The organism is Rhodococcus sp. ACT016 (genome assembly GCF_050477185.1).
Lineage (GTDB): Bacteria > Actinomycetota > Actinomycetes > Mycobacteriales > Mycobacteriaceae > Prescottella.
Genome location: NZ_JBEAET010000001.1, coordinates 5,383,433 through 5,407,033 on the forward strand (window position 1 = coordinate 5,383,433; position 23,601 = coordinate 5,407,033).

The 23,601-nt window shown below is 67.1% G+C and carries 9 protein-coding genes; all 9 read left to right on the forward strand.

The window, feature by feature from the left end; translation table 11 throughout:
- The first annotated feature begins 163 nt into the window (after nucleotides 1-163).
- The 9 genes from ACQ5DX_RS24705 (at nucleotide 164) to ACQ5DX_RS24745 (ending at nucleotide 23,554) form a co-directional block, all read left to right on the forward strand.
- On the forward strand, nucleotides 164-3,397 hold the full coding sequence (locus ACQ5DX_RS24705; RefSeq protein ID WP_430335105.1) for a beta strand repeat-containing protein: 3,234 nt from the start codon (nucleotides 164-166) through the stop codon (nucleotides 3,395-3,397).
- Nucleotides 3,398-3,722: 325 nt separating this feature from the next.
- Entirely contained in the window at nucleotides 3,723-8,792 is a 5,070-nt protein-coding gene (locus tag ACQ5DX_RS24710; protein WP_430335106.1) for a beta strand repeat-containing protein, read from the forward strand.
- A gap of 198 nt (nucleotides 8,793-8,990) precedes the next feature.
- Nucleotides 8,991-11,300 carry an Ig-like domain-containing protein gene (locus ACQ5DX_RS24715; protein ID WP_430335107.1) on the forward strand — a complete coding sequence of 770 codons (2,310 nt, stop codon included), beginning with the start codon at nucleotides 8,991-8,993 and terminating at the stop codon, nucleotides 11,298-11,300.
- Between the two features lie 66 nt (nucleotides 11,301-11,366).
- Nucleotides 11,367-13,412, forward strand: a complete 2,046-nt coding sequence (locus ACQ5DX_RS24720) for an Ig-like domain repeat protein (protein WP_430335108.1) — start codon at nucleotides 11,367-11,369, stop codon at nucleotides 13,410-13,412.
- A 148-nt stretch (nucleotides 13,413-13,560) separates the two neighbouring features.
- A complete protein-coding gene (locus ACQ5DX_RS24725; protein ID WP_430335109.1) occupies nucleotides 13,561-14,811 on the forward strand; it encodes an Ig-like domain-containing protein in 1,251 nt (416 codons plus the stop codon).
- A gap of 333 nt (nucleotides 14,812-15,144) precedes the next feature.
- Entirely contained in the window at nucleotides 15,145-16,575 is a 1,431-nt protein-coding gene (locus ACQ5DX_RS24730; RefSeq protein WP_430335110.1) for an Ig-like domain-containing protein, read from the forward strand.
- A 105-nt stretch (nucleotides 16,576-16,680) separates the two neighbouring features.
- Entirely contained in the window at nucleotides 16,681-18,687 is a 2,007-nt protein-coding gene (locus ACQ5DX_RS24735; protein ID WP_430335111.1) for an Ig-like domain-containing protein, read from the forward strand.
- A 186-nt stretch (nucleotides 18,688-18,873) separates the two neighbouring features.
- Entirely contained in the window at nucleotides 18,874-21,735 is a 2,862-nt protein-coding gene (locus ACQ5DX_RS24740; RefSeq protein WP_430335113.1) for a beta strand repeat-containing protein, read from the forward strand.
- Between the two features lie 283 nt (nucleotides 21,736-22,018).
- A complete protein-coding gene (locus ACQ5DX_RS24745) occupies nucleotides 22,019-23,554 on the forward strand; it encodes an Ig-like domain-containing protein (RefSeq protein ID WP_430335114.1) in 1,536 nt (511 codons plus the stop codon).
- Nucleotides 23,555-23,601: the final 47 nt, after the last annotated feature.

Here is a 23,601-nt window from a genome sequence, read left to right on the forward strand (position 1 = left end):
GACCAATCGATTGGCAGTGCCAGGACTACCTCGAACGAAGAAGTAATTGGACGATTGACCAGAACCATGTCCGGAACGATCTGATAGCGACTAATGTCACGCGTCGAGTGGAGTACAGACACGAATCCGCCAAGTCGGGGGGCGGGCTACCCGAGGAGAATCTGTGCGTTTGTCAACCCTTCGCCGATTGGCGACGCCGTTCGTGGCAGGCGTCGCTGCAGTCGGCCTGATAGTGGCCGGCTCCGGCACGGCCTTGGCGGCCGATCCGCCGCCCGCATGGTCCGGCGACAAGACATCCGACAATCTCAGGTGGAACCTGAGCCTGTCCGCCGTGAACGGGACCGAGGTCGACCGCGCCCAGCCGGGTGTCAATGTCGTCTACCCGGGCGACACTGTGACCTACACCGCCAAGATCTGGAAGAGCAGTGGAATCGGCCGGTACATCACCACGATCCGGCAAATCGCACCCGCGGGCTTCCAGTACCAATCCAACTCGATCAGCAAGCAGTCGACCGTCACCAACGAGGGCACCGCCGGCGTCAAGGCAACCTGCTCCGGAGGCGGCTGCAGCTCGGTACCGGTCCTCGGTAACAAGGGCTACCTCGACAGTGTCGACTTCGCTGTCACCTACAAGATCCCCGAGACGCAGGCCGTCGGCGACTACAACGCAGGCTTCCTCTTCGACGTCTACTCGTTCTCCACCGGGCAGGGCAACAATCCGGCCGGCGCGTGGGTCCGTGTCGTCGACCCGGTCACCACGACCACGACGGTGCAGGCACCGACATCCGCGACGACGGGTCAGCAGGTGACCCTGTCTGCGACGGTTGACCCGAGCGACGCCAACGGACAGGTGCAGTTCAAGGACGGCGCCTCGAACATCGGCTCGCCGGTCACGCCGGTGAACGGTGTTGCGACGCTGACGCACACCTTCGCTACGGCGGGCTCGCACGACATCACCGCGCAGTTCAATTCAGGTGCACGTGGATTCACGAATTCGACCTCGGCGGTGCACACCGTCACGGTGACTGATCCGGACGTGTCGACCTCGCTGGCGTTGAACGTGCCGGCTTCTGCTCAGACGGGTTCTTCGGTGAACCTGTCCGCGACGGTCACCCCGACGAACGCGCAGGGCACGGTGCAGTTCACGGACAACGGTGCGCCGATTGGCTCTCCGGTGGCGGTCGCGAACGGTGAAGCGGTGCTGCCGCACGCGTTCACCGGCGCAGGCGCGCACAGCATCACGGCCGAGTTCACCGGTGCTGCCGGGTTCACGAGCTCGACGGCTGCGGCACAGAGCGTCACGGTGACCGATCCGGATGTGGTGACGTCGCTCGCATTGACGGGTCCGGGTTCGGCGACGACCGGTTCCTCTGTGGATCTGACTGCGACGGTGTCTCCGTCGAATGCTCAGGGTTCGGTGCAGTTCCAGGTGAACGGCAACCCGGTTGGTGCTGCGGTAGCAGTGACGAACGGTGTCGCGAGCCTGCCGCACACGTTCGATGCGGCCGGAACATTCTCTGTGACGGCGGAGTTCACGGGTGCTGCCGGGTTCACGAGCTCGACTGCGGCCGCGCAGAGTGTTTCGGTGGCTGATCCTGATGTGGAGACGTCGCTGTCGTTGACGGTTCCGGGTTCGGCGACTACTGGTTCGTCGGTGGATCTGTCGGCGACGGTGTCTCCGTCGAATGCTCAGGGTTCGGTGCAGTTCAAGGACAACGGTTCGAACATCGGTGCTCCGGTGACGGTGGCGAACGGTGAAGCGGTGCTGCCGCACACGTTCACCGGCGCAGGCGCGCACAGCATCACGGCCGAGTTCACCGGTGCTGCCGGATTCACGAGCTCGACGGCTGCGGCACAGAGCGTCACGGTGACCGATCCGGACGTGGTGACCTCGCTGTCGGTGTCCGCTCCGGGTTCGGCGACTACTGGTTCGTCGGTGGATCTGTCGGCGACGGTGTCTCCGTCGAATGCTCAGGGTTCGGTGCAGTTCAAGGACAACGGTTCGAACATCGGTGCTCCGGTGACGGTGGCGAACGGTGAGGCGGTGCTGCCTTACACGTTCACTGGTGCGGGTGCTCACAGCATCACGGCCGAGTTCACAGGTGCTGCCGGGTTCACGAGCTCGACGGCTGCGGCTCAGAGCGTCACGGTGACCGATCCTGATGTGGAGACGTCGCTGTCGGTGTCCGCTCTGGGTTCGGCGACCACGGGTTCGGCGGTGAACCTGTCGGCGACGGTGTCTCCGTCGAATGCTCAGGGTTCGGTGCAGTTCCAGGTGAACGGCAACCCGGTTGGTGCTGCGGTTGCAGTGGCCAACGGTGTCGCGAGCCTGCCGCACACGTTCGATGCGGCCGGAACCTTCTCTGTGACGGCGGAGTTCACCGGTGCTGCCGGGTTCACGAATTCGGCAACAGATGCTCAGAGCGTCACGGTGACCGATCCTGATGTGGAGACGGAGCTGTCGGTGACAGCGCCGGCCAATGCGGAGACCGGCCAGCAGGTGAACCTGTCGGCGACGGTGTCTCCGTCGAACGCTCAGGGTTCGGTGCAGTTCAAGGTGAACGGCAACCCGGTTGGTACTGCGATTGCAGTGGCCAACGGTGTGGCGGTGCTGCCGCACACGTTCGATGCGGCCGGAACCTTCTCTGTGACGGCGGAGTTCACCGGTGCTGCTGGGTTCACGAGCTCGACGGCAGCTGCGCAGAACGTCACCGTGACCGATCCGGTGGTCCCGGATGTCGCGACCGAGACGGTGATCGGTGTTCCGCCTACCGCGACGACCGGGGTCGAGACCACGTTGTCGGTGACGGTCCAGGCGGAGACCGGCACTGCGGTGCCGACCGGCAGCGTCCAGTTCCAGGACAACGGATCCGCGATCGGATCGCCGGTCGTCCTGGTGAACGGTTCCGGGTCGTTGGCGCACACCTTCTCCGCGGAAGGCACGCATCAGATCACGGCGGTGTTCACGGCGGATCCCGGGTTCGCCGGATCGACGTCGACGCAGCGCCCGATCGTGGTGTCGGCGCCCAACCCGGTGGACGTGCCGTCGACGGTCGTGATGACGTCGACGACGTCCGCGACGGCCGGCACCCCGTTCAAGCTGACGGCCACCGTGACTGGTGCCTCGACGCTGTCCGGCACGGTGCAGTTCTTCGACGGTGGCATCGCGATCGGTCAGCCGGTTGCGGTGGTGAACGGGATCGCTGAGCTCGAGCACACTTTCGACCAGAGCGGACCGCACCAGATCCACGCGGTGTACTCCGGTGGCCCGGGGGTGCAGGGGTCGACGTCTCAGGTCCAGGTGCTTGATGTCGCCGGGACCGGTGAGCCGGGTGGTAACAGCTCGCTGGGCAGCGGCTCGTTGGGCAGCCTGAGCGGATTCCGATTCGGATCCTGACGGCTGACGAGTGAAACAGGCTGTGGCCCCTTGCCCTACGGCAGGGGCCACAGCCCTTTCGTGCAGTCGGACCTGGCGAATCCGGCTTCATCTGGACGTTTGTCCGGTAGAGTTCGAGCCGCATTTCAGACGCGGAGTCGGGCTGCGGTTTGGTTGCAGGGGAATGGCGTGGGCCCTGCAGCGCGCCCTGGACTCGATTTCTCCAGCGCAGTGTCCCAGGTCGAACCTGATCCGTTGAGTTGGCGGCCGATGGTCGTCGTCGAGAGGGAAGTGCATGGTTGGCAGGGATCTGCGCCGAATAGTCGGCGGAATAAGTGCTTTCGCAATGGCCGCGGGTTTCGCGGCGACTGTGGGCGTCGGATCGGCGGGGGCGGCGTCTGCGGACGTGACCTGGAGCGACGGCAACAGCAAGTTCACCCGAACGGTGAGCAACTCCACCCCCTCGGTGGGTGACACCATCACGGTGTCGACCAAGTTCGAGCGAACAGGGGGCGTGGTCGAGTACATCCAGGCGGTCAAGGACCTCCACCCGACATGTCTGACGTACACGGGCGGTGTCAGTTCGCCGGAGATCGCTGCGGACTACACCCGAGTGACAGGGTCGTGGCCGGTGTACCCGAACATCAGCCCCAAGTCGCAGACCTTCAACTTCAACTACCTGGTGACTGCGAGCTGTGCCCGTGCGACACCGTTGATGACGACGATGCACTACTCGGGAAGCCTGGGAAGCGGCACGTACCCGGATAAGGGCCCGACGATCTCGGTCACGAAGGACGCCACCGCCACGACGCTGGCTGCGGTACCGACTCCGATGCTGACGGGCCAGTCGGTCACGCTGACCGCGACGGTTACCGGCGCCGCCCAGGGCAACACGGTGGAGTTCTACGACGGCGGAACGAAGCTCGGTGAGGGCCAGATCAATGCGTCGGGTGTCGGCACGTTCGTGTGGACGCCGTCGACGGCTGGCACACGGAGCCTGACGGCGAAATTCCCCGGCACGGCCGTTGCGAACTCGTCGCAGTCCGCCGCGCAGAACGTGCAGGTGAACGCGCCGACCAACACGACTGTCGCGCTGTCTGTTCCGGGTACCGCGCTCACCGGCTCGCCGGTCACGCTGACGGCCAACGTCGCCCCGCAGAATGCGACGGGGACGGTGCAGTTCAAGGACAACGGGGCCAACATCGGCTCCCCGGTCACCGTGTCGAACGGTCAGGCGTCGATGCAGCACACGTTCACGACGTCCGGTGCGCACAGCATCACCGCGGACTACACGGCGGGTAGCGGGTTCGTGAACTCGTCGGCGTCGGCACAGACCGTCACGGTGAACGCCGCGACGTCGACGACGTTGCAGGCTCCCGCGTCGGCGATGACCGGTGCACCGGTCACGCTGTCGGCGAGTGTGCAGCCCGCCGGCGCGGTCGGCACCGTCCAGTTCAAGGACAACGGCACGGCAATCGGTTCGCCGGTGAACGTGTCGAACGGCCAGGCGGCGCTCGAGCACACGTTCGATGCTGCGGGATCGCACAGCATCACAGCGGAATTCATCGGTGGGGCAGGGTTCGCGTCCTCCACGTCCGCGGCGCAGTCCGTGGCGGTGTCGGATCCGGACGTGACCACCTCTCTGGCGGTGTCGGGCCCGGGCTCGGCGACGACAGGTACGTCGGTGGATCTGACCGCGACGGTCTCGCCGTCGAATGCTCAGGGTTCGGTGCAGTTCACCGACAACGGTGCGCCGATCGGTGATCCGATCACGGTGGTGAACGGAGTGGCGACGCTGCCGCACACGTTCGCGTCGGCCGGCTCGCACAGCATCGGAGCATCCTTCACGGGCGCGGCCGGGTTCACGAGCTCGACGGCTGCCGCTCAGAGTGTCACGGTGAGCGATCCTGATGTGGAGACGTCGCTGTCGCTGACGGTTCCGGGTTCGGCGACCACGGGCGCGTCGGTGGATCTGACCGCGACGGTCTCTCCGTCGAATGCGGTTGGCACGGTGCAGTTCAGGGACAACGGTTCGAACATCGGTGCCCCGGTGACGGTTGCGAATGGTGAGGCGGTGCTGCCGCACACGTTCACGTCGGCCGGCTCGCATAGTGTCACTGCGGAATTCACGGGTGCTGCCGGGTTCACGAGCTCGACTGCGGCCGCGCAGAGTGTTTCGGTGGCTGATCCTGATGTGGAGACGTCGCTGTCGGTGTCCGCACCGGGTTCGGCGACGACTGGTTCGTCGGTGGATCTGTCGGCGACGGTCTCGCCGTCGAATGCTCAGGGTTCGGTGCAGTTCAAGGACAACGGTTCGAACATCGGTGCTCCGGTGACGGTGGCGAACGGTGAGGCGGTGCTGCCGCACACGTTCACCGGTGCGGGTGCTCACAGCATCACGGCTGAGTTCACCGGTGCTGCCGGGTTCACGAGCTCGACGGCTGCGGCGCAGAGCGTGACGGTGACCGATCCTGATGTGGAGACGTCGCTGTCGTTGACGGTTCCGGGTTCGGCGACCACGGGTTCGGCGGTGAACCTGTCGGCGACGGTCTCGCCGTCGAATGCTCAGGGTTCGGTGCAGTTCAAGGACAACGGTTCGAACATCGGTGCTCCGGTGACGGTGGCGAACGGTGAGGCGGTGCTGCCGCACACATTCACCGGTGCGGGTGCTCACAGCATCACGGCTGAGTTCACCGGTGCTGCCGGGTTCACGAGCTCGACGGCTGCGGCGCAGAGCGTGACGGTGACCGATCCTGATGTGGTGACGTCGCTGACGGTTCAGGCTCCGGGTTCGGCGACCACGGGTTCGTCGGTGAACCTGACCGCCACGGTGTCTCCGTCGAACGCTCAGGGTTCGGTGCAGTTCAAGGACAACGGCTCGAATATCGGTGCTCCGGTGACGGTGGCGAATGGTGAGGCGGTGCTGCCGCACACGTTCACGTCGGCCGGCTCGCACAGCATCACGGCCGAGTTCAGCGCTGCCGCCGGGTTCACGAATGCGACTGCGGCCGCGCAGAGCGTCACGGTGACCGATCCTGACGTGGAGACGTCGCTGACGGTTCAGGCGCCGGGTTCGGCGACCACCGGGTCCTCGGTGGATCTGACTGCGGCGGTGTCGCCGTCGAATGCGCAGGGTTCGGTGCAGTTCAAGGTGAACGGCGCCCCGGTGGGCGCTGCGGTTGCAGTGGCGAATGGTGCGGCGAGCCTGCCGTACACGTTCGATGCGGCCGGAACCTTCTCTGTGACGGCTGAGTTCACCGGTGCTGCCGGGTTTACGAGCTCGACTTCAGCCGCACAGAGCGTCACAGTGACTGATCCGGACGTGGAGACGTCGCTGTCGTTGACGGCTCCGGGTTCGGCGACCACGGGTTCGTCGGTGGATCTGACTGCGGCGGTGTCGCCGTCGAATGCTCAGGGTTCGGTGCAGTTCAAGGTGAACGGCAACCCGGTGGGTGCTGCGGTTGCAGTCGCGAACGGTGCGGCGAGCCTGCCGTACACGTTCAATGCGGCCGGAACCTTCTCTGCGACGGCTGAGTTCACCGGTGCTGCCGGGTTCACGAGCTCGACTTCAGCCGCACAGAGCGTCACAGTGACCGATCCGGACGTGGTGACGTCGCTGACGGTTCAGGCTCCGGGTTCGGCGACCACGGGTTCGTCGGTGAACCTGACCGCCACGGTGTCTCCGTCGAACGCTCAGGGTTCGGTGCAGTTCAAGGACAACGGCTCGAATATCGGTGCTCCGGTGACGGTGGCGAATGGTGAGGCGGTGCTGCCGCACACGTTCACGTCGGCCGGCTCGCACAGCATCACGGCCGAGTTCAGCGCTGCCGCCGGGTTCACGAATGCGACTGCGGCCGCGCAGAGCGTCACGGTGACCGATCCTGACGTGGAGACGTCGCTGACGGTTCAGGCGCCGGGTTCGGCGACCACCGGGTCCTCGGTGGATCTGACTGCGGCGGTGTCGCCGTCGAATGCGCAGGGTTCGGTGCAGTTCAAGGTGAACGGCGCCCCGGTGGGCGCTGCGGTTGCAGTGGCGAATGGTGCGGCGAGCCTGCCGCACACGTTCGATGCGGCCGGAACCTTCTCTGTGACGGCTGAGTTCACGGGCGCTGCCGGGTTCACGAGCTCGACGGCTGCGGCGCAAAGCGTCACGGTGACCGATCCGATTCAGCAGACGGAGCTGTCGGTGACAGCGCCGGCCAGTGCAGAGACCGGCCAGCAGGTGAACCTGTCGGCGACGGTGACTCCGTCGAACGCTCAGGGTTCGGTTCAGTTCAAGGTGAACGGCAACCCGGTTGGTACTGCGGTTGCAGTGGCGAACGGTGCGGCGAGCCTGCCGTACACGTTCAACAGTGCAGCCTCGTACCAGGTGACGGCCGAGTTCACGGGTGCTGCCGGGTTCACGAACTCGTCTTCGACCGCACAGAACGTCACGGTCACCGATCCGGTTGTGCCGGACACGGATACCACCACGACGGTGACCGCTCCCGCGTCCGCGGAGACGAGCCAGCAGGTGACCCTGTCGGCGTCGGTCTCCCCGGTTCCCTCGGGCGGCACCATCCAGTTCAAGGTGGCCGGTGCTGACGTGGGCGCCCCGGTGGCGCTGGACGGCAATGGTCACGCAAGCCTGCCGTACACGTTCAACGCGGCTGGATCGTTCGCGGTGTCGGCGGTGTACTCCGGTGCCCCCGGCTTCACGGGTTCCACCGCTCCGGCTCAGAACGTCACGGTGACCGATCCGGCGCCCGTCGACGTCCCGACGGTGACCTCGCTGGGTGCTCCGGCGACCGCGACGACGGGCGTCCAGACCACGCTGTCGGCGACGGTGGAGGCGCAGTCCGGTGCCGCGGTGCCAACAGGCACGGTGCAGTTCCAGGACAACGGTGCGGCGATCGGTAGCCCGGTTGCCCTGCTGAACGGATCTGCGACGCTGGATCACACGTTCACCACGGTGGGCGCGCATGCGATCACCGCGGTGTTCACGCCCGGCGCGGGATTCGTCGGATCCACGTCGACGCCGCACACCGTGGCGGTGTCGGCGCCGAACCCGACGGACGCACAGTCGTCGGTTGCCATCACCTCGGCGACGGCCGCCACCGCCGGAACCCCGTTCAAGCTGACGGCCACCGTGACCGGTGCCCCGACGCTGCCGGGCACGGTGCAGTTCTTCGACGGTGGCATCGCGATCGGTCAGCCGGTCGCGGTGGTGAACGGGATCGCCGAGCTCGAGCACACCTTCGGCCAGAGCGGACCGCACCAGATCCACGCGGTGTACTCCGGTGGCACGGGCGTGACGGGCTCGACCTCGCCGACCCAGACGCTCGACGTCGCCGAATCCGGTGGCGGAACCGATGGCTCCGGTTCGCTGGGCTCCGGCTCGCTGGGCAGCCTGGGCGGGTTGCGGCTCGGATTCTGAGCGGTGATCGACTGATCTGAAGCGTGTGGCCCCCTGCCGTGTTCGACGGCAGGGGGCCACACGCATTTCCGACACATCGAAATCAACTGAACATTTGTCCAGCGAAACTAGTACACGTTCTAGTTTGGAGGTCTATCGTCTTTGCCCTGGGCGTTCGACATCCGCGGGCACCCGTCATTCGTTTGTTTCAGGAGTCCGATGAGTTCCTCGTTATCGAGGCGCTGCGCCGCAGCGCTCACAGGCGTCACGCTGGCGTCGGCGTCCTTGTTGCTCGCCACGCCGGCGAGCGCGGCGTCGTCCACGGTCGAGTTCACCACGACGTGCCGTGCGTCGGCGGCGATCAATGTCACCAAGACGCCCGCTGCGTCGGTCACGGTCGACGCCCCCGCGACCGTCGCTCCCGGTGAGACGTTCACATACCGGATTCAGACGAATGCACAGTCGTTCCCCGACTCCGATTCGGGTGCGACCACGACGAACCTGTCGCGGCTCAAGAACGACTTCGAGATTCCCGCCAATGCCACGTTCGTCAGCGCGACGATCGTGCCGGAGTCCGCGGTGAACCTGAGCGGCGTTGCCCCGAGCGTGCTCCGCATCAACGACAACGGAACCGCCGACGCGAACGGCACGATTCTCCGCATTTCCGGGAACAACGAGGTCATCGGCAACGGCACGTCCAACAGCACCAACAGCGAGGGCGGCATCGTGGCGCCCAAGTCGAAGAAGAACCTCGACGGCAGCGCCAACAAGAGCGGGGATTCGTGGTTCCGCCTGCCGGCGATCGACGTGACGATGGTGGCCGGCACCTCCGGGGCCATTCAGCCGAAGATCCGCATCAGTGGTGACGCGGGAAGCTTCAACAGCGACAAGAACTTCAGCACCCAGCTCGCCAAGGCTTCGCTATTCGGCACCCAGTGGGCGCCGACGCGCTGTAGCCCGCGCAATTCGGAAGGCGCCGGTCTCAACGCCGGCGCCGGCGCGCTCGCGACCATCCGCATCTCGGCCCCGGATGTCGCGACCACCACGACGCTGACCGTCCCGCCGACCGCTGCCACGGGTTCGTCGGTGCAGCTCACCGCGACGGTGGCGCCCGCTGAGGCGTCGGGCACGGTGCAGTTCAAGGACGGCGACACGACCATCGGTGCGCCGGTTCCCGTGAACAACGGGTCGGCGAGCCTCTCGTACTCGTTCGGATCGGTCGGTGCGCACAGCATCACGGCGGTCTACTCAGGGGCGTCCGGCTTCGCGTCCTCGACGTCGGAGGCGCAGAGCGTCACGGTCACGCCGCCAGCCGCCGCGACCACCACGTCGATCACCGTGCCGCCGACCGCGACCACCGGGCTCGCGGTGGATCTCGTTGCGGCCGTGAACCCCGCGAGTGCCACCGGCACCATGCAGTTCAAGGACGGCGCGACGAACCTCGGAGCACCGGTCCAGGTCACCGGCGGCGTCGCGACCCTCGCGCACACCTTCACGACGACCGGGGCCCACAGCATCACCGCGGGCTTCTCGGGTGACGCCGGATTCGCGGCATCAGCCTCGGGCGCCCGTGTGGTGACGGTGTCGGAGCCGGCGCCGGACGCTGTCGCGACCGCCACCGCGGTCACCGCCCCCACCTCCGCGGAGGTCGGCTCGGCGGTCACGATCTCGGCGTCCGTGTCCCCGAAGCCGGTCGACGGCACCGTGCAGTTCCGTGACGGCGCAACCAATCTTGGTTCGCCCGTCCTCGTTTCCGATGGCACGGCGAGCATCACGCACACGTTCACCCGGGGTGGATCGCATTCGATCACCGCGGTCTACAGCGGTGGCGTCGGATCGCTCGGCTCGACCGCGGCTCCGGTCACCGTTGCGGTGACGGCGTCGAACATCGGCACCGTCACGCTGCTCAACGCGCCCGGTGAGGCGAAGGCCGGTGTGCCCGTGGATCTGTGGGCCAGCGTCTTCGACCTGGGCGACGGTGCCCAGGTTCCGAACGGGGGCACGGTGCAGTTCCGCGACGGTGCAACGCCGATCGGGAACCCCGTCGCCGTCAATGACGGTGTCGCCAAGCTGACCCATACGTTCGACGCCCCGGGCGCGCACTCGATCACCGCCGTCTACAGCGGCGCCGGAGCCTACGCGGGCTCGACCACGGACGCCCAGGCCATCAACGTGACCGTCGTGTCGGTCGTCGACCTCTCGACCGCGACCGAGCTGGGGCTCCCCGCCGGCGGCACGGTCGGCCAGCCCGTGACCATCTCGGCACGGGTCGTCGCCCCGCAGACGCCGCGCGGCACCGTGCAGTTCTTCGACGGCGACAAGCCGCTCGGCGAGGCCGTGCAGCTGGTCGACGGGCGAGCAACCCTCGAGCACACCTTCACCGGAACCGGATCCCGCACGATCACCGCGAAGTACAGCGGCGCTGAGGGATTCACGGCGTCCGACTCGATCCCGGGGGCGCTGGTGATCTCCGAGGCCGGCGGCGGTCTGCCCGGCATCGACACCGGTAGCCTCTCGTTCGGTTCGTGAGCGGAGGCGACTATGCGACAGCGAAATTCGATGGCAGCGACCGCGAGAGAAGAACGAGAGATCGGTATGACTGGTAAGACGACGCGGCGATTGACCGCAGCGGCAGGTGTGGCCGCGCTGTCGGTGACTCTTGTCGGGGCTATAGGAGCCGGCACAGCGGATGCGGTCGCGGTGACGGAGGGGAAGTACACCTTCGACCGCACCGTCGACGTCGCCGCACCGCGGGTAGGCGACACCGTCACGTACAGCACGGTGGTGTCCAAGAGCGGTGTCGACGGCTACATCAACACCCTCGTCGATGTGCATCCGGCGTGCCTCACGTACGTGGACGGGTCGGCCAAGGTGACCGTCTACAAGTTGGGGTCCGGGCAGACGGAGTCGTCGGTGACACCCGAGGTCGGCTCAACCACCACAAAGGTGACGAACGCGGGGTGGCTGGTCAACGGAAGCAACTCGCTCACGCTGAAGGTGAGTTACTACGTGCCCGACACCTGCGCGATGGGTGCGGCGAACAGTGGCATGACCGCCAAGGGCACCGTCATGGGCGGATCGGGATTCGGAACCTCCACCGATCAGTCGTCGATGGGTCCATCGGTGACGGTGCAGCAGGCGACGACGTCGACGACCGTGTCGGCACCGTCGACGACGCTGACCGGTCAGACCGTCACGTTGTCGGCCACTGTTGCTCCCGGCGCCGCGCCCGGCACCGTGCAGTTCCAGGACAACGGAACGAACATCGGTGCACCCGTTCCTGTCGCGTCCGGTTCCGCCGCGATGTCGTACAGCTTCTCGGCGGCGGGCGCACACAACATCACCGCGGTGTACTCGGGCGCCACGGCCTATGCCGGATCCACGTCGCCGGCGCAGGTCGTCAATGTCTCGGTACCGGACGTGGTCACCACCACGTCGGTGACGGCGCCTCAGACAGCCTTCACCGGTTCCGCGGTGAACCTGTCCGCGACCGTCGCGCCGAGCAACGCGTCGGGCACGGTGCAGTTCCGGGACGGCAACACGAGCATCGGCGCGCCGGTGGCCGTCTCGGGCGGCGTCGCCGAGCTGTCGCACACCTTCACGGCGGCGGGCGCGCATCCGATCACGGCCGTGTTCACCGGCGCGGGCTTCGTCTCCTCGACGTCCACGCCGGCAACGGTGTCGGTGACCGTCCCGGACCTGAAGACCACCACGACCGTCACGGCGCCGTCGTCGTCGCAGACCGGTGCGTCGGTGACTCTCTCGGCGTCGGTCAGCCCGACACCGGCCGGTGGCACGGTGCAGTTCAAGGACGGCGTCACCTTGCTCGGTGCACCGGTCGCGATTGTCGACGGCACCGCCACGCTGGAGCACACGTTCACGTCGATCGGTAACCACGCGATCACCGCGATCTACTCGGGTGCAGCGGGATTCGAGCCGTCGACCTCGTCCGCTGCTTCGGTGTCCGTCACCGATCCGGTGGTTACGCCGCGCGGCACGGTGACGATGCTCAGCGTGGCGGGTGAGGCCAAGACCGGTGCCTCCACCGACCTGTGGGTGACGGTCCGGACCTCCGCGGGTGACGCCGTCGACGGCGGCACCGTCCAGTTCCGAGACGGCGGAGCCGATCTCGGCGGTCCGGTGGCTGTGAGCAACGGGGTCGCACGCGTGTCGCACACGTTCACGTCGGTGGGCGCGCACTCGATCTCGGCGGTGTTCTCCGGTGTTCCCGCACTCGACGGTTCGACTTCGGGCGCCCGGATCGTGACTGTGTCCGTGCCGGCGTCGACCGATGCGGACACGGCGACGGCGCTGACCGTCCCTGCCTCCGCAGCCGGCGGCACCACCGTCTCGCTGTGGGCGTCCGTCGTCTCGTCCGGGCCGGTCCGGGGCACGGTCCAGTTCTTCGACGGCGATGCGCCGATCGGGGAGGCCGTCGATCTGTTCGACGGCACCGCGACCCTTAACCATGCCTTCGCGACGTCCGGTGCTCACCGGATCACCGCGGTCTACTCGGGCGCGGCCGGACTGAAGGGTTCGTCCTCGGACGCCCGGACGATCGACATCACCACGACCGAGACCAACCCCGGCGGCACGCCGGGTACCGGTAGCCTCGCCGGGCTTCCCATCTTCGGTTCGTAGGTAGACCACCGGGGGCGGCGGTCGGCGCCGCCGCCCCCGGTGGCTGTAACGAAAACTGTCCGATGTTGGACGTTTGATCTATAAAGTCGGAAGCGCTGCCCCGGTGGGAATTCCGCCCGGGGGCGCGAACGCTCTGGAAGGAGTCGGAATGGCCCGATCGGTCATGCGGCGAACTGTCTCGAAGTTACTCGTGGGCGCAATGGCGGTAGGCGCACTCGGAGTCGGACAGATCGCATTCGGTGGGGGTGTCGCTTCCGCGGACCCGGTGTCGCAGACGGTGACGACGGACAACATCACGGCGACCAAGGCCATCGACAAGCCCAACGCGTTCCCGGGCGATACCGTGGTCTCCACGGTGACGCTCCAGGCGAAGGGCGTCGACCGGTATATGCAGACCTTCACGGACCTCCCACCGGCCAACTACGTCCTACAGAGCGTCAATGCCAACGTGTGGCGTGGTGACGGCGTGAGCGGCGGTCCGAACAAGTCGGGGCAGTTCGACGGCAGCGCGACGCAGGATCCGGTCAGCGGTGCAGTCCGGCTGGACTGGAAGGGATCCGGCAACTGTGTCGCCGCATGGTGCCGACTGAGCCTTCTCAACAAGGGTGCGACCCTGACCTTCACCTACAAGGTCGCGGCGAACGCACAGCCTGGCCCGCGGACCGCCGGCATGGAATTCGATGTGTACTCCTTCCAGACGACGCAGCGCTGGAACCCGCTCTCCCAGTTGAGCCTGTCGGTTCAGCAGCCGTCCACCGCGACCACCACGGCGGTAACGGTTCCGCCGAGCGCGAAGACCGGTGACGCTGTTCAGCTGTCGGCGACGGTGTCACCGGCGAACGCGACGGGCTCGGTCCAGTTCCGGGACGGTGCCAAGAACATCGGCGCCGCGATCCCGGTGGTCAACGGGGTCGCGTCGATGCCGCACACATTCGACACCAACGGGACGCACGCGATCACGGCTGCCTTCTCCGGCAGTAACGGATTCACCAACTCGAACTCTCCAGGTGCCATCGTCGACGTGTCGACTTCCACCTCGGACGACGTCGACTCCACCACCATCATGACCGCGCCGCAGACGGCAACCGTCGGCACGTCCGTGCGTCTGTCCGCGCAGATCTCGGCGAACGGTGCGCAGCTGCCCGGCACGGTGCAGTTCTACGACGCAGGTAACCCGATCGGGCCTCGTATCCCGGTCGGCAACGGCGTCGTCGCCATCGATTACGTCTTTCCCGCCTCCGGCCCGCACCAGATCAGCGTCGCGTACACCGGCGGCCAGGGCGTGAACAGTTCGGCCTCAATGCCGCAGACCGTCCAGGTCGCGGACGCTCCGACGCAGCCCGGTGGCACGGGCAGCCTCGGTAGCCTCGGTGGCGTCTTCGGCAGCCTCGGCGGCTGACACCGGATACTCGGCTCCTGACAACGAGGCCCCTCGCGCACAGCGCGAGGGGCCTCGTTCTGTGTATTCGCCGTTTCGGTACAGACCTGGACGTACGTCCGATACAGTGAGGCCGCGCTTCTATCGGTACATCGGTGCCGAAGGGAACGAGCCGGGTGTGCGGAGTCGGGCCGATACCTGGACGGCAGTACACGCGGTTCCGACGACCCCTGGTCCGGACCCGCGGCGACCGTGCTCTGAAGGGAGTCGGAATGGCCCGATCGATGCGCGTCGTCGCGCTGGGCAGCAACTCCCGTCGGGCATCCATCGAGGATCGTCGTCGAGAGGAAATGCATGTCTGACAAGAACACCCGCCGCGTGCTTGCCGGCCTGAGTGCCTTCGCAGTTGCAGCCGGATTCGCGGTTACCGCCGGCGTCGGTGCGGCGAGTGCGGCACCGGGTTCGCTGACGTGGGATGACGGGAACAGCCGCTTCACTCGGACGGTGTCGAATACGACGCCGAACGAGGGTGACATCGTGACGGTGTCGACGAAGTTCGAGCGCACCGGTGGTGTGGTGGAGTGGTTGCAGGCGGTGAAGGATCTTCACCCGACTTGTTTCACGTATGTCAGTGGTAATACTTCCAATCCGGATGTGAAGCCGGATTACGTGCGGGTGGCCGGGAATTGGCCGGTGTACCCGAACATCAGCCCGAAGTCGCAGACCTTCGAGTTCAGCTACCGGGTAGGCGCGGACTGTGAGCGTGGTGTGCCGTTGATGACGACGATGCATTACAGCGGTTCGCTCGGTGACGGTACGTACCAGAACAAGGGTCCGACGATCACGGTCTCGAAGAACACCACGACGACGTCGCTGGCGCAGGTCGCCGGTGCCCAGGTGGGTCAGCCCACCACGCTCGCGGCGACCGTGACCGGTGGTGCGCAGGGCGACACGGTCGAGTTCTTCGACGGCGGCTCCAAGATCGGCGCGGGCACCCTGAACGCGAACGGCACCGCGATCTACGCATGGACACCCGGCAGTCGTGGTGCGCACGAGTTGATGGCGCGCTTCGCCGGCACCGCGAAGGCCAATGGCTCGGAGTCGTCGAAGCAGAACATCGAGGTGCTTTCCTCGGACATCGTGTCGACCACGGTGATCGCCCCCGTGACTAACGCCCAGGTCGGCCAGTCGACGACCCTCAAGGCCACCGTGAGCCCGACTGCGGCCGCCGGTGGCACCGTCAAGTTCAAGGATGGCGGGCAGTTGCTCGCAGAGGTCACTGTCAACGCCTCCGGTGAGGCCACCTACGCGTGGACTCCGACGACCGACGGCAATCACTCGATCACGGCCGACTACTCCGGGCGCGCCGGCGTGGCGGCGTCCACGGCATCGGCGACCGTGAACGTCGCGGCGAAGCCCGTCCAGAACACCGACTCGACCACGGCGCTCACCGTGGGAAGCGCTCAGGTCAGTGTGGCGCAGACCATTTCGGCGCAAGTGACCGGTAGTGCGGGCGGCACCGTCACGTTCAAGGACGGCAACACAGTCATCGGAACGGCGACCGTCGACAGCAACGGTCGCGCATCGATCAGCTGGACCCCGGCCGTCCAGGGGCAGCGCGTCATCCGAGCCGAGTACTCGGGATCGGGCACGGTCAACGCCTCTGCCGACCAGATTTCGGTGGCTGTCGCGGCCGCACCCAGCGGCGGTGACGGCGACGGTGGAGACGGCGGCACGAGCAGCGCCGGTTCGCTCGGCACCATGTTCGGCTCGCTCGGCGGCTGACGACTCATCGATTCACTTTCGGTCCGGAGCCCTTCGGGGCTCCGGACCGAGAGTTCCCTTCTCACCGTGTGACGACCGGAAAGGTCTGTCGTCGAGAGGAAGTCCATGTCTGACAGGAGTGTTCGCCGGATCGTCGGCGGTGTGGGTGCAGTAGCGGTCGCAGCGGGGTTCGTGGTGGCTGCGGGTATGGGTGCGGCGAGTGCGGCACCGGGTTCGCTGACGTGGGATGACGGGAACAGCCGCTTCACTCGGACGGTGTCGAATACGACGCCGAACGAGGGTGACATCGTGACGGTGTCGACGAAGTTCGAGCGCACCGGTGGTGTGGTGGAGTGGTTGCAGGCGGTGAAGGATCTTCACCCGACTTGTTTCACGTATGTCAGTGGTAATACTTCCAATCCGGATGTGAAGCCGGATTACGTGCGGGTGGCCGGGAATTGGCCGGTGTACCCGAACATCAGCCCGAAGTCGCAGACCTTCGAGTTCAGCTACCGGGTAGGCGCGGACTGTGAGCGTGGTGTGCCGTTGATGACGACGATGCATTACAGCGGTTCGCTCGGTGACGGTACGTACCAGAACAAGGGTCCGACGATCACGGTCTCGAAGAACACGTCGTCCACATCGCTGGCTGCGGTGTCGGGTGCCCAGGTGGGCAAGCCGGTGACGTTGTCCGCGACGGTGACCGGTGCGGCGCAGGGTGATTCGGTCGACTTCTACGACGGCACCACGAAGCTCGGTTCGGGTGCTCTGGACGGGTCGGGTGTGGCGACGTTCTCGTGGACGCCGTCGGCCGCGGGTGCGCGGTCGTTGCAGGCGAAGTACCTGGGTTCGGCGCGGGCGAACGCGTCGGACTCGGTCGTGCAGTCGGTGACCGTCAGTGTGCCGGACGTGGTGACGTCGACGACGGTGCAGGCACCGGCGACCGCGCAGACGGGCACGGCCGTGACGTTGACGGCCACCGTGTCGCCGGCGAATGCGTCGGGCACGGTGCAGTTCCGGGACGGTGGCGTGAACATCGGCTCGCCGATGCAGGTAGCGAACGGTGTTGCGAGCCTGCAGTACACGTTCACCACCGCCGGCGGGCACGACATCACGGCCGTCTACTCGGGCGCACCCGGCTTCGCCGGTTCGACGGCGTCCCAGGCGCAGACCGTGACGGTGAGCGTCCCCGACGTCGCGACCACGACGACACTGCAGGTGCCCGCCACCGCCGACCTGGGCACGGTCGCCGTGTTCACGGCGACCGTGTCCCCGGCGAATGCCTCGGGCACGGTGCAGTTCAAGGACGGCGCCGACGACATCGGTTCGCCGGTGGCGGTGTCGAACGGCAAGGCGCAGTTGTCGCACACGTTCACCGTGGCGGGCAACCACAGCATCTCGGCCGTGTTCACCGGCGGCACCGGGTTCCTCGGGTCGACCGCCGCGGCGAAGAACGTGATCGCGACCAACCCGCCGGCGCCGGACGTGCAGACCACCACGACGGTGACGGTTCAGGCCTCGGCGCAGACGGGCGCAGCCGTTGCGGTGACCGCGTCGGTGACGCCGTCGAATGCGACCGGCACCGTGCAGTTCGCGGACAACGGTGTGAACATCGGCTCGCCGGTGCAGGTGGCGAATGGTGTTGCGAGCCTGCAGCACACGTTCACCACGGCCGGTACCCACTCGATCACGGCGGTGCTCACCCCGGGCACCGGCTTTGCGGGATCGACGGCGACCGCGCAGACAGTGCAGGTTTCGGATCCGGCGCCCACTGACGTGGCCACGACCACCGAGGTGACCGGGCCGGCGACGGCGACCGTCGGGCAGGCCGCGAGCCTCGCCGCCAAGGTCACCGGCGCGGCTCAGCTGACCGGAACGGTCCAGTTCTACGACGGGGAAACGCCCCTCGGCGCCGGCGTCCCGGTGAACAACGGTGTCGCGGTGCTGCAGCACACGTTCACGACGTCCGGTGCTCATGTGATCAAGGCCGTGTACTCCGGTGGCGCCGGTTCGCTGGCGTCGACCTCGGCTCCGCAGACGGTGCAGGTCACCGCCTCCGGTGACGGCGGCCCGGACGGCGGCACCGGTAGCGCCGGTTCGCTCGGCACCATGTTCGGCTCGCTCGGCGGCTGACGATCGACACGAGGCCTCACCCGTGAGGGCGAGGCCTCGTCGTCGATCGTCCGACGAAATTGTTCGAACTTCCCGCGCTCGGGGTCGGGCCGGCGTCGGAAGCAGTTTTGTGACAGATATTCCGTTGTGCGGTCCGGCCTTTCGATGGGCTTCAGGGTCGCGAGTGCTCTGAAGGGAGAATCGACAATGGCCCGATCGACGACGCGAAGAATCGTCTCGGCCACCGCGGTAGGCGCGGTCGCTGCGGGATTCGTGATCGCTGTGGGTGTGGGTTCGGCCGGTGCGGCGCCGGGGACGGTGACGTGGAGTGACGGCAACAGCAAGTTCACGCGGACCATCAGCAACTCGACCCCGTCCGTGGGCGAGACCGTCACGGTGTCGACCAAGTTCGAGCGCACCGGTGGCGTGGTCGAGTGGTTGCAGGCGGTGAAGGATCTGCATCCGACGTGCCTGACCTATGTCAGCGGAAACACGGGCGGTCCCGAAGTCGCACCGGATTACGTTCGGGTGACCGGGAATTGGCCGGTATACCCGAACATCAGCCCGAAGTCGCAGACGTTCGAGTTCAACTATCTGGTGACCGCCAATTGCGCCCGCGCAACTCCGTTGATGACGACGATGCACTACTCAGGAAGCCTGGGTAGCGGCACGTACCAGGACCAGGGCCCGACGATCACGGTCGCGAAGGATGCCACCACCACAACGCTGGCCGCGGTGCCGGCCCCGGTTCAGGTGGGCCAGTCGGTGACGCTCAGTGCGACGGTGACCGGCGGCGCGCAGGGCGATTCGGTCGATTTCTACGACGGCGGCACGAAGATCGGTTCTGGCCAACTGAACGCGTCCGGTCTGGCGACGTTCGCGTGGACGGCGTCGACGGCGGGTGCGCGTTCGTTGCAGGCGAAGTATCCGGGTTCGGCGCGGGCGAATGCGTCGGATTCGGCGGTGCAGTCGGTGACCGTCAGTGTTCCGGACGTGGCGACGTCGACGACGGTGCAGGCGCCGGCCACCGCGCAGACGGGCACGGCGGTGACGCTGACCGCGACGGTGACGCCGCCGAATGCTTCGGGCACGGTGCAGTTCAAGGACAACGGCACGAACATCGGTTCGCCGGTGGCGGTGGCGAGTGGTACCGCGAATCTGCAGCACACGTTCTTGACCGGCGGTAGCCACAGCATCACTGCAGACTTCGTCGCCGGTTCGGGTTTCGTGAACTCGTCGGCGTCCGCGCAGACGGTGAACGTCAGTGTCCCGGACGTCGCCACCACGACGACCGTGACGGTGCCCGCGGCGGCGCAGACCGGGACCGAGGTGACGCTGACGGCCGACGTCACGCCGAACCCCGGTGGCGGAACCGTGCAGTTCCAGGACAACGGCACGAACATCGGTGACCCGGTGACGGTGTCGAACGGCAAGGCGCAGTTGCCCCACTCGTTCTCGACACCCGGTGCGCACAGCATCACCGCGGTGTTCTCCGGCTCGGCCGGGTTCACCGGTTCGACGTCGACGGCACAGTCGGTGACCGTCAGCGCTCCGGACGTCGCGACCACGACGACGCTCACGGTCCCGCCGACAGCGGAGACGGGGCAGCAGGTGACGCTGACCGCGAACCTGGATCCGACGAACGCGTCGGGCACGGTGCAGTTCCAGGAAAACGGTACGAACATCGGTTCGCCGGTGGCGGTCTCGAATGGTGCCGCGAGCCTGCAGTACACGTTCACCACGCCCGGAAGCCACGGCATCACCGCGGTGTTCGCCGGTAACCAGGGCTTCACGAGCTCGACCGCGGCAGCGCAGACGGTGACCGTCAGCAACCCGGTCGTCCCGGACGTCTCGACGACCACCACACTCAGCGTGCCGGCGACCGCGGTGAAGGGAACGACCACAACGCTCACCGCGACCGTCAACCCGACGAACGCGTCCGGCACCGTGCAGTTCCTGGACGGTCAGATGCCGATCGGCAGCCCGGTCACGGTGACGAACGGTTCTGCCGCGCTGCAGTACTCGTTCCAGAACTCCGGCAACCACAGCATCTCGGCCGTGTTCACCGGTGGTGCGGGCTTCCTGAACTCGACGGCCTCCGCCGAGTCGATCACCGTGACCGATCCCGTGGTCCCGGACGTCACCACCACCACGACGCTGACGGTCCCGGCCACGGCCGAGACGGGCCAGCAGGTGACGCTGACCGCGAACCTGGATCCGGCCAACGCCGCGGGTTCGGTGCAGTTCAAGGACGGCAGCACCAACATCGGTGGCCCCGTTGCGGTCTCGGACGGCAAGGCGACCGCGCAGACCGCCTTCACCTCCGCCGGTCAGCACAGCATCACCGCGGTGTTCACCGGCAACACGGGCTTCAAGAGTTCGACATCGACGGCCCAGACGGTGACCGTGGGCAATGCCGTGGTGCAGACGACGCTGACGGTGTCGGCGCCTTCCACCGCCCAGACCGGCTCTGCGGTGACCCTGTCGGCGGTGGTGAGCCCCGCCAACGCGTCGGGCACGGTGCAGTTCACTGACGGTGGCAGCAACATCGGTGCTCCCGTCCAGGTCACCGGCGGTGCGGCCGGCCTGCAGCACACGTTCACCGCGGGTGGTGCCCACACCATCGGCGCGACGTTCACGGCTGCGGCCGGTTTCACGGATGCGACCGCATCGACGCAGACGGTCCAGGTGTCCGTCCCGGCGCCGGACGACGTGGTCACCACGACCACCGCGACCGCGCCCGCGACCGCCACCGTCGGTCAGTCGGTGACGCTGTCGGCCACCGTCGGCGGCGGGCAGAACCTGCCCGGCACGGTCCAGTTCTACGACGGTGACACCCCGATCGGCGGCAACGTCGTCCTCGTGAACGGCGTTGCGACGCTGGAACACACCTTCACCACCGATGGCGCGCATCTCATCACCGCGCGCTACTCCGGCGGACAGGGTGCGAAGGCGTCGGTCTCGCCGGCTCAGACGGTCCAGGTGACGGCCGGCGGCGGTGGAGACGGCGGCGAGACCGGTAGCGTCGGCTCGCTCGGCACCATGTTCGGTTCGCTCGGCGGCCGCTAGAGCTTCGGTTCCTGACGGAACGCACACGGCGAGGCCCCGACCTGTACGAGGTCGGGGCCTCGCTGCTGCATCCTGGAGCCGAATCGATCGGTTTTCCCCCATCGTCCCGACTCGCGCCGATACAGTGTGAGCGCAGTTCACTCGTCGGGGCAGTTGGGGTGAGGCACGGCACGCGTTCGGTTTGGGTGAGCGCACGCCGAATTCCGCAAACGTGTTCTCCCGAGCGCGGTTCCGGCATGTCACACCTCCGGGGCCGCACTCCGCTGCTTCGAGAGGAGTGCCTGTGATTCGATCCATCACCCGGCGCGTCGCGTCGGCGGCCGTCGCCGGAGCGCTGACCGTCGGTGTCGCCGGCGTCGGCCAAGTCCTGTGGGGAGCCGGTGCGGCTGCCGCGGACCCGGTGTCGCAGACGATCACGACCGACAACATCATCGCCACCAAGACGGTGAACCCCGCCGTCGCACACCCCGGCGACACCGTCACCTCGACGATCACGTTCAAGACGTCGTCCGGGTTCTTCAGCGTCGACCGCTATCTCGAGAACCTCACCGACTTCGCGCCGGCCGGTTACGTGCTGCAGGGTGTGAGCGGCAACGTGTGGCGCGGCGCAGGCGCCAACCTGAACGGCCCGTCGCTGTACGACGGTACGGCCGTGCAGAATCCGACCAACGGAGCCGTGACGATCAAGTGGACGGACGCGACCCTCGCGCTCGGTCTGATCCCCGGTCAGGGCAACGGCAGCAAGAACCCGACACTCACGTTCACCTACAAGGTGGCGGACGACGCGCAACCCGGTCCGCGCACCACCGGAATCGGGTTCGACATCTATGCCTTCTCGAGCTATCAAGTCTTCAACCCGATGTCGAACCTGACTGTCTCGGTCGACCCGGTGGCCACATCGACCACCGTGACCGCACCGGCGACCGCGGTGGCCGGAACACCGGTGACGTTGACCGCCAACGTGGCACCGTCGAACGCGGCGGGGTCCGTCCAGTTCAAGGACAACGGCACCGACATCGGTGCACCGGTGCCGGTTTCGGGCGGCCAGGCGACCACGTCGTACGCCTTCCCGGCCGCGGGGTCACACAGCGTCACGGCGGTGTTCACCGGTACGCCGACGTTCGCGAACTCCACGTCCCAGCCGCGGACGGTCACGGTCTCCGCGGCCGCCGTCCAGACGACGACGACCCTGACGGCACCCAGCGACGCCAAGACCGGGACGTCGGTGCTGCTCTCGGCGACCGTGACGCCGGCGAATGCGACCGGCACGGTGCGGTTCCGTGAGAACGGTGTCGACATCGGCTCGCCGGTCCCGGTATCCGGCGGCGCCGCGAGCCTGCAGCACACCTTCACGACCACCGGATCGCACGACGTCGTCGCGGTGTTCACCCCGGGCGCCGGATTCGTCGGCTCCACCTCGCAGGTGCGCACGGTCGTTGTGACCGAACCGGCGGCGAACGACGTTGCGACGTCGACCACCCTCACCGCACCGGCATCCGCAACGGTGGGACTCCCGGTCCAGCTGTCGGCTCAGGTCTCGGGTGGTGCGAATCTGCCCGGAACGGTCCAGTTCTACGACGGCGCCACCCCGATCGGGACGCCGCAGGCGGTGTCCGGTGGTACCGCGGCGCTCACCTACACCTTCACGACCGCGGGCGTCCGCGAGCTGAAGGCTGTCTACTCCGGTGGCCCCGGCTTCACCGGTTCGTCGTCGGCTCCGCAGTCGATCCAGGTGTCGGGAACGGACACCGGCGGGGGTGACGGGAGCAGTACCGGTAGCGCCGGCTCGCTCGGCGGCATCCCGTTGTTCGGGTCCTGATCCCGGGAACCTGACGTCGGTCCCCTGCCGTGACACGGCAGGGGACC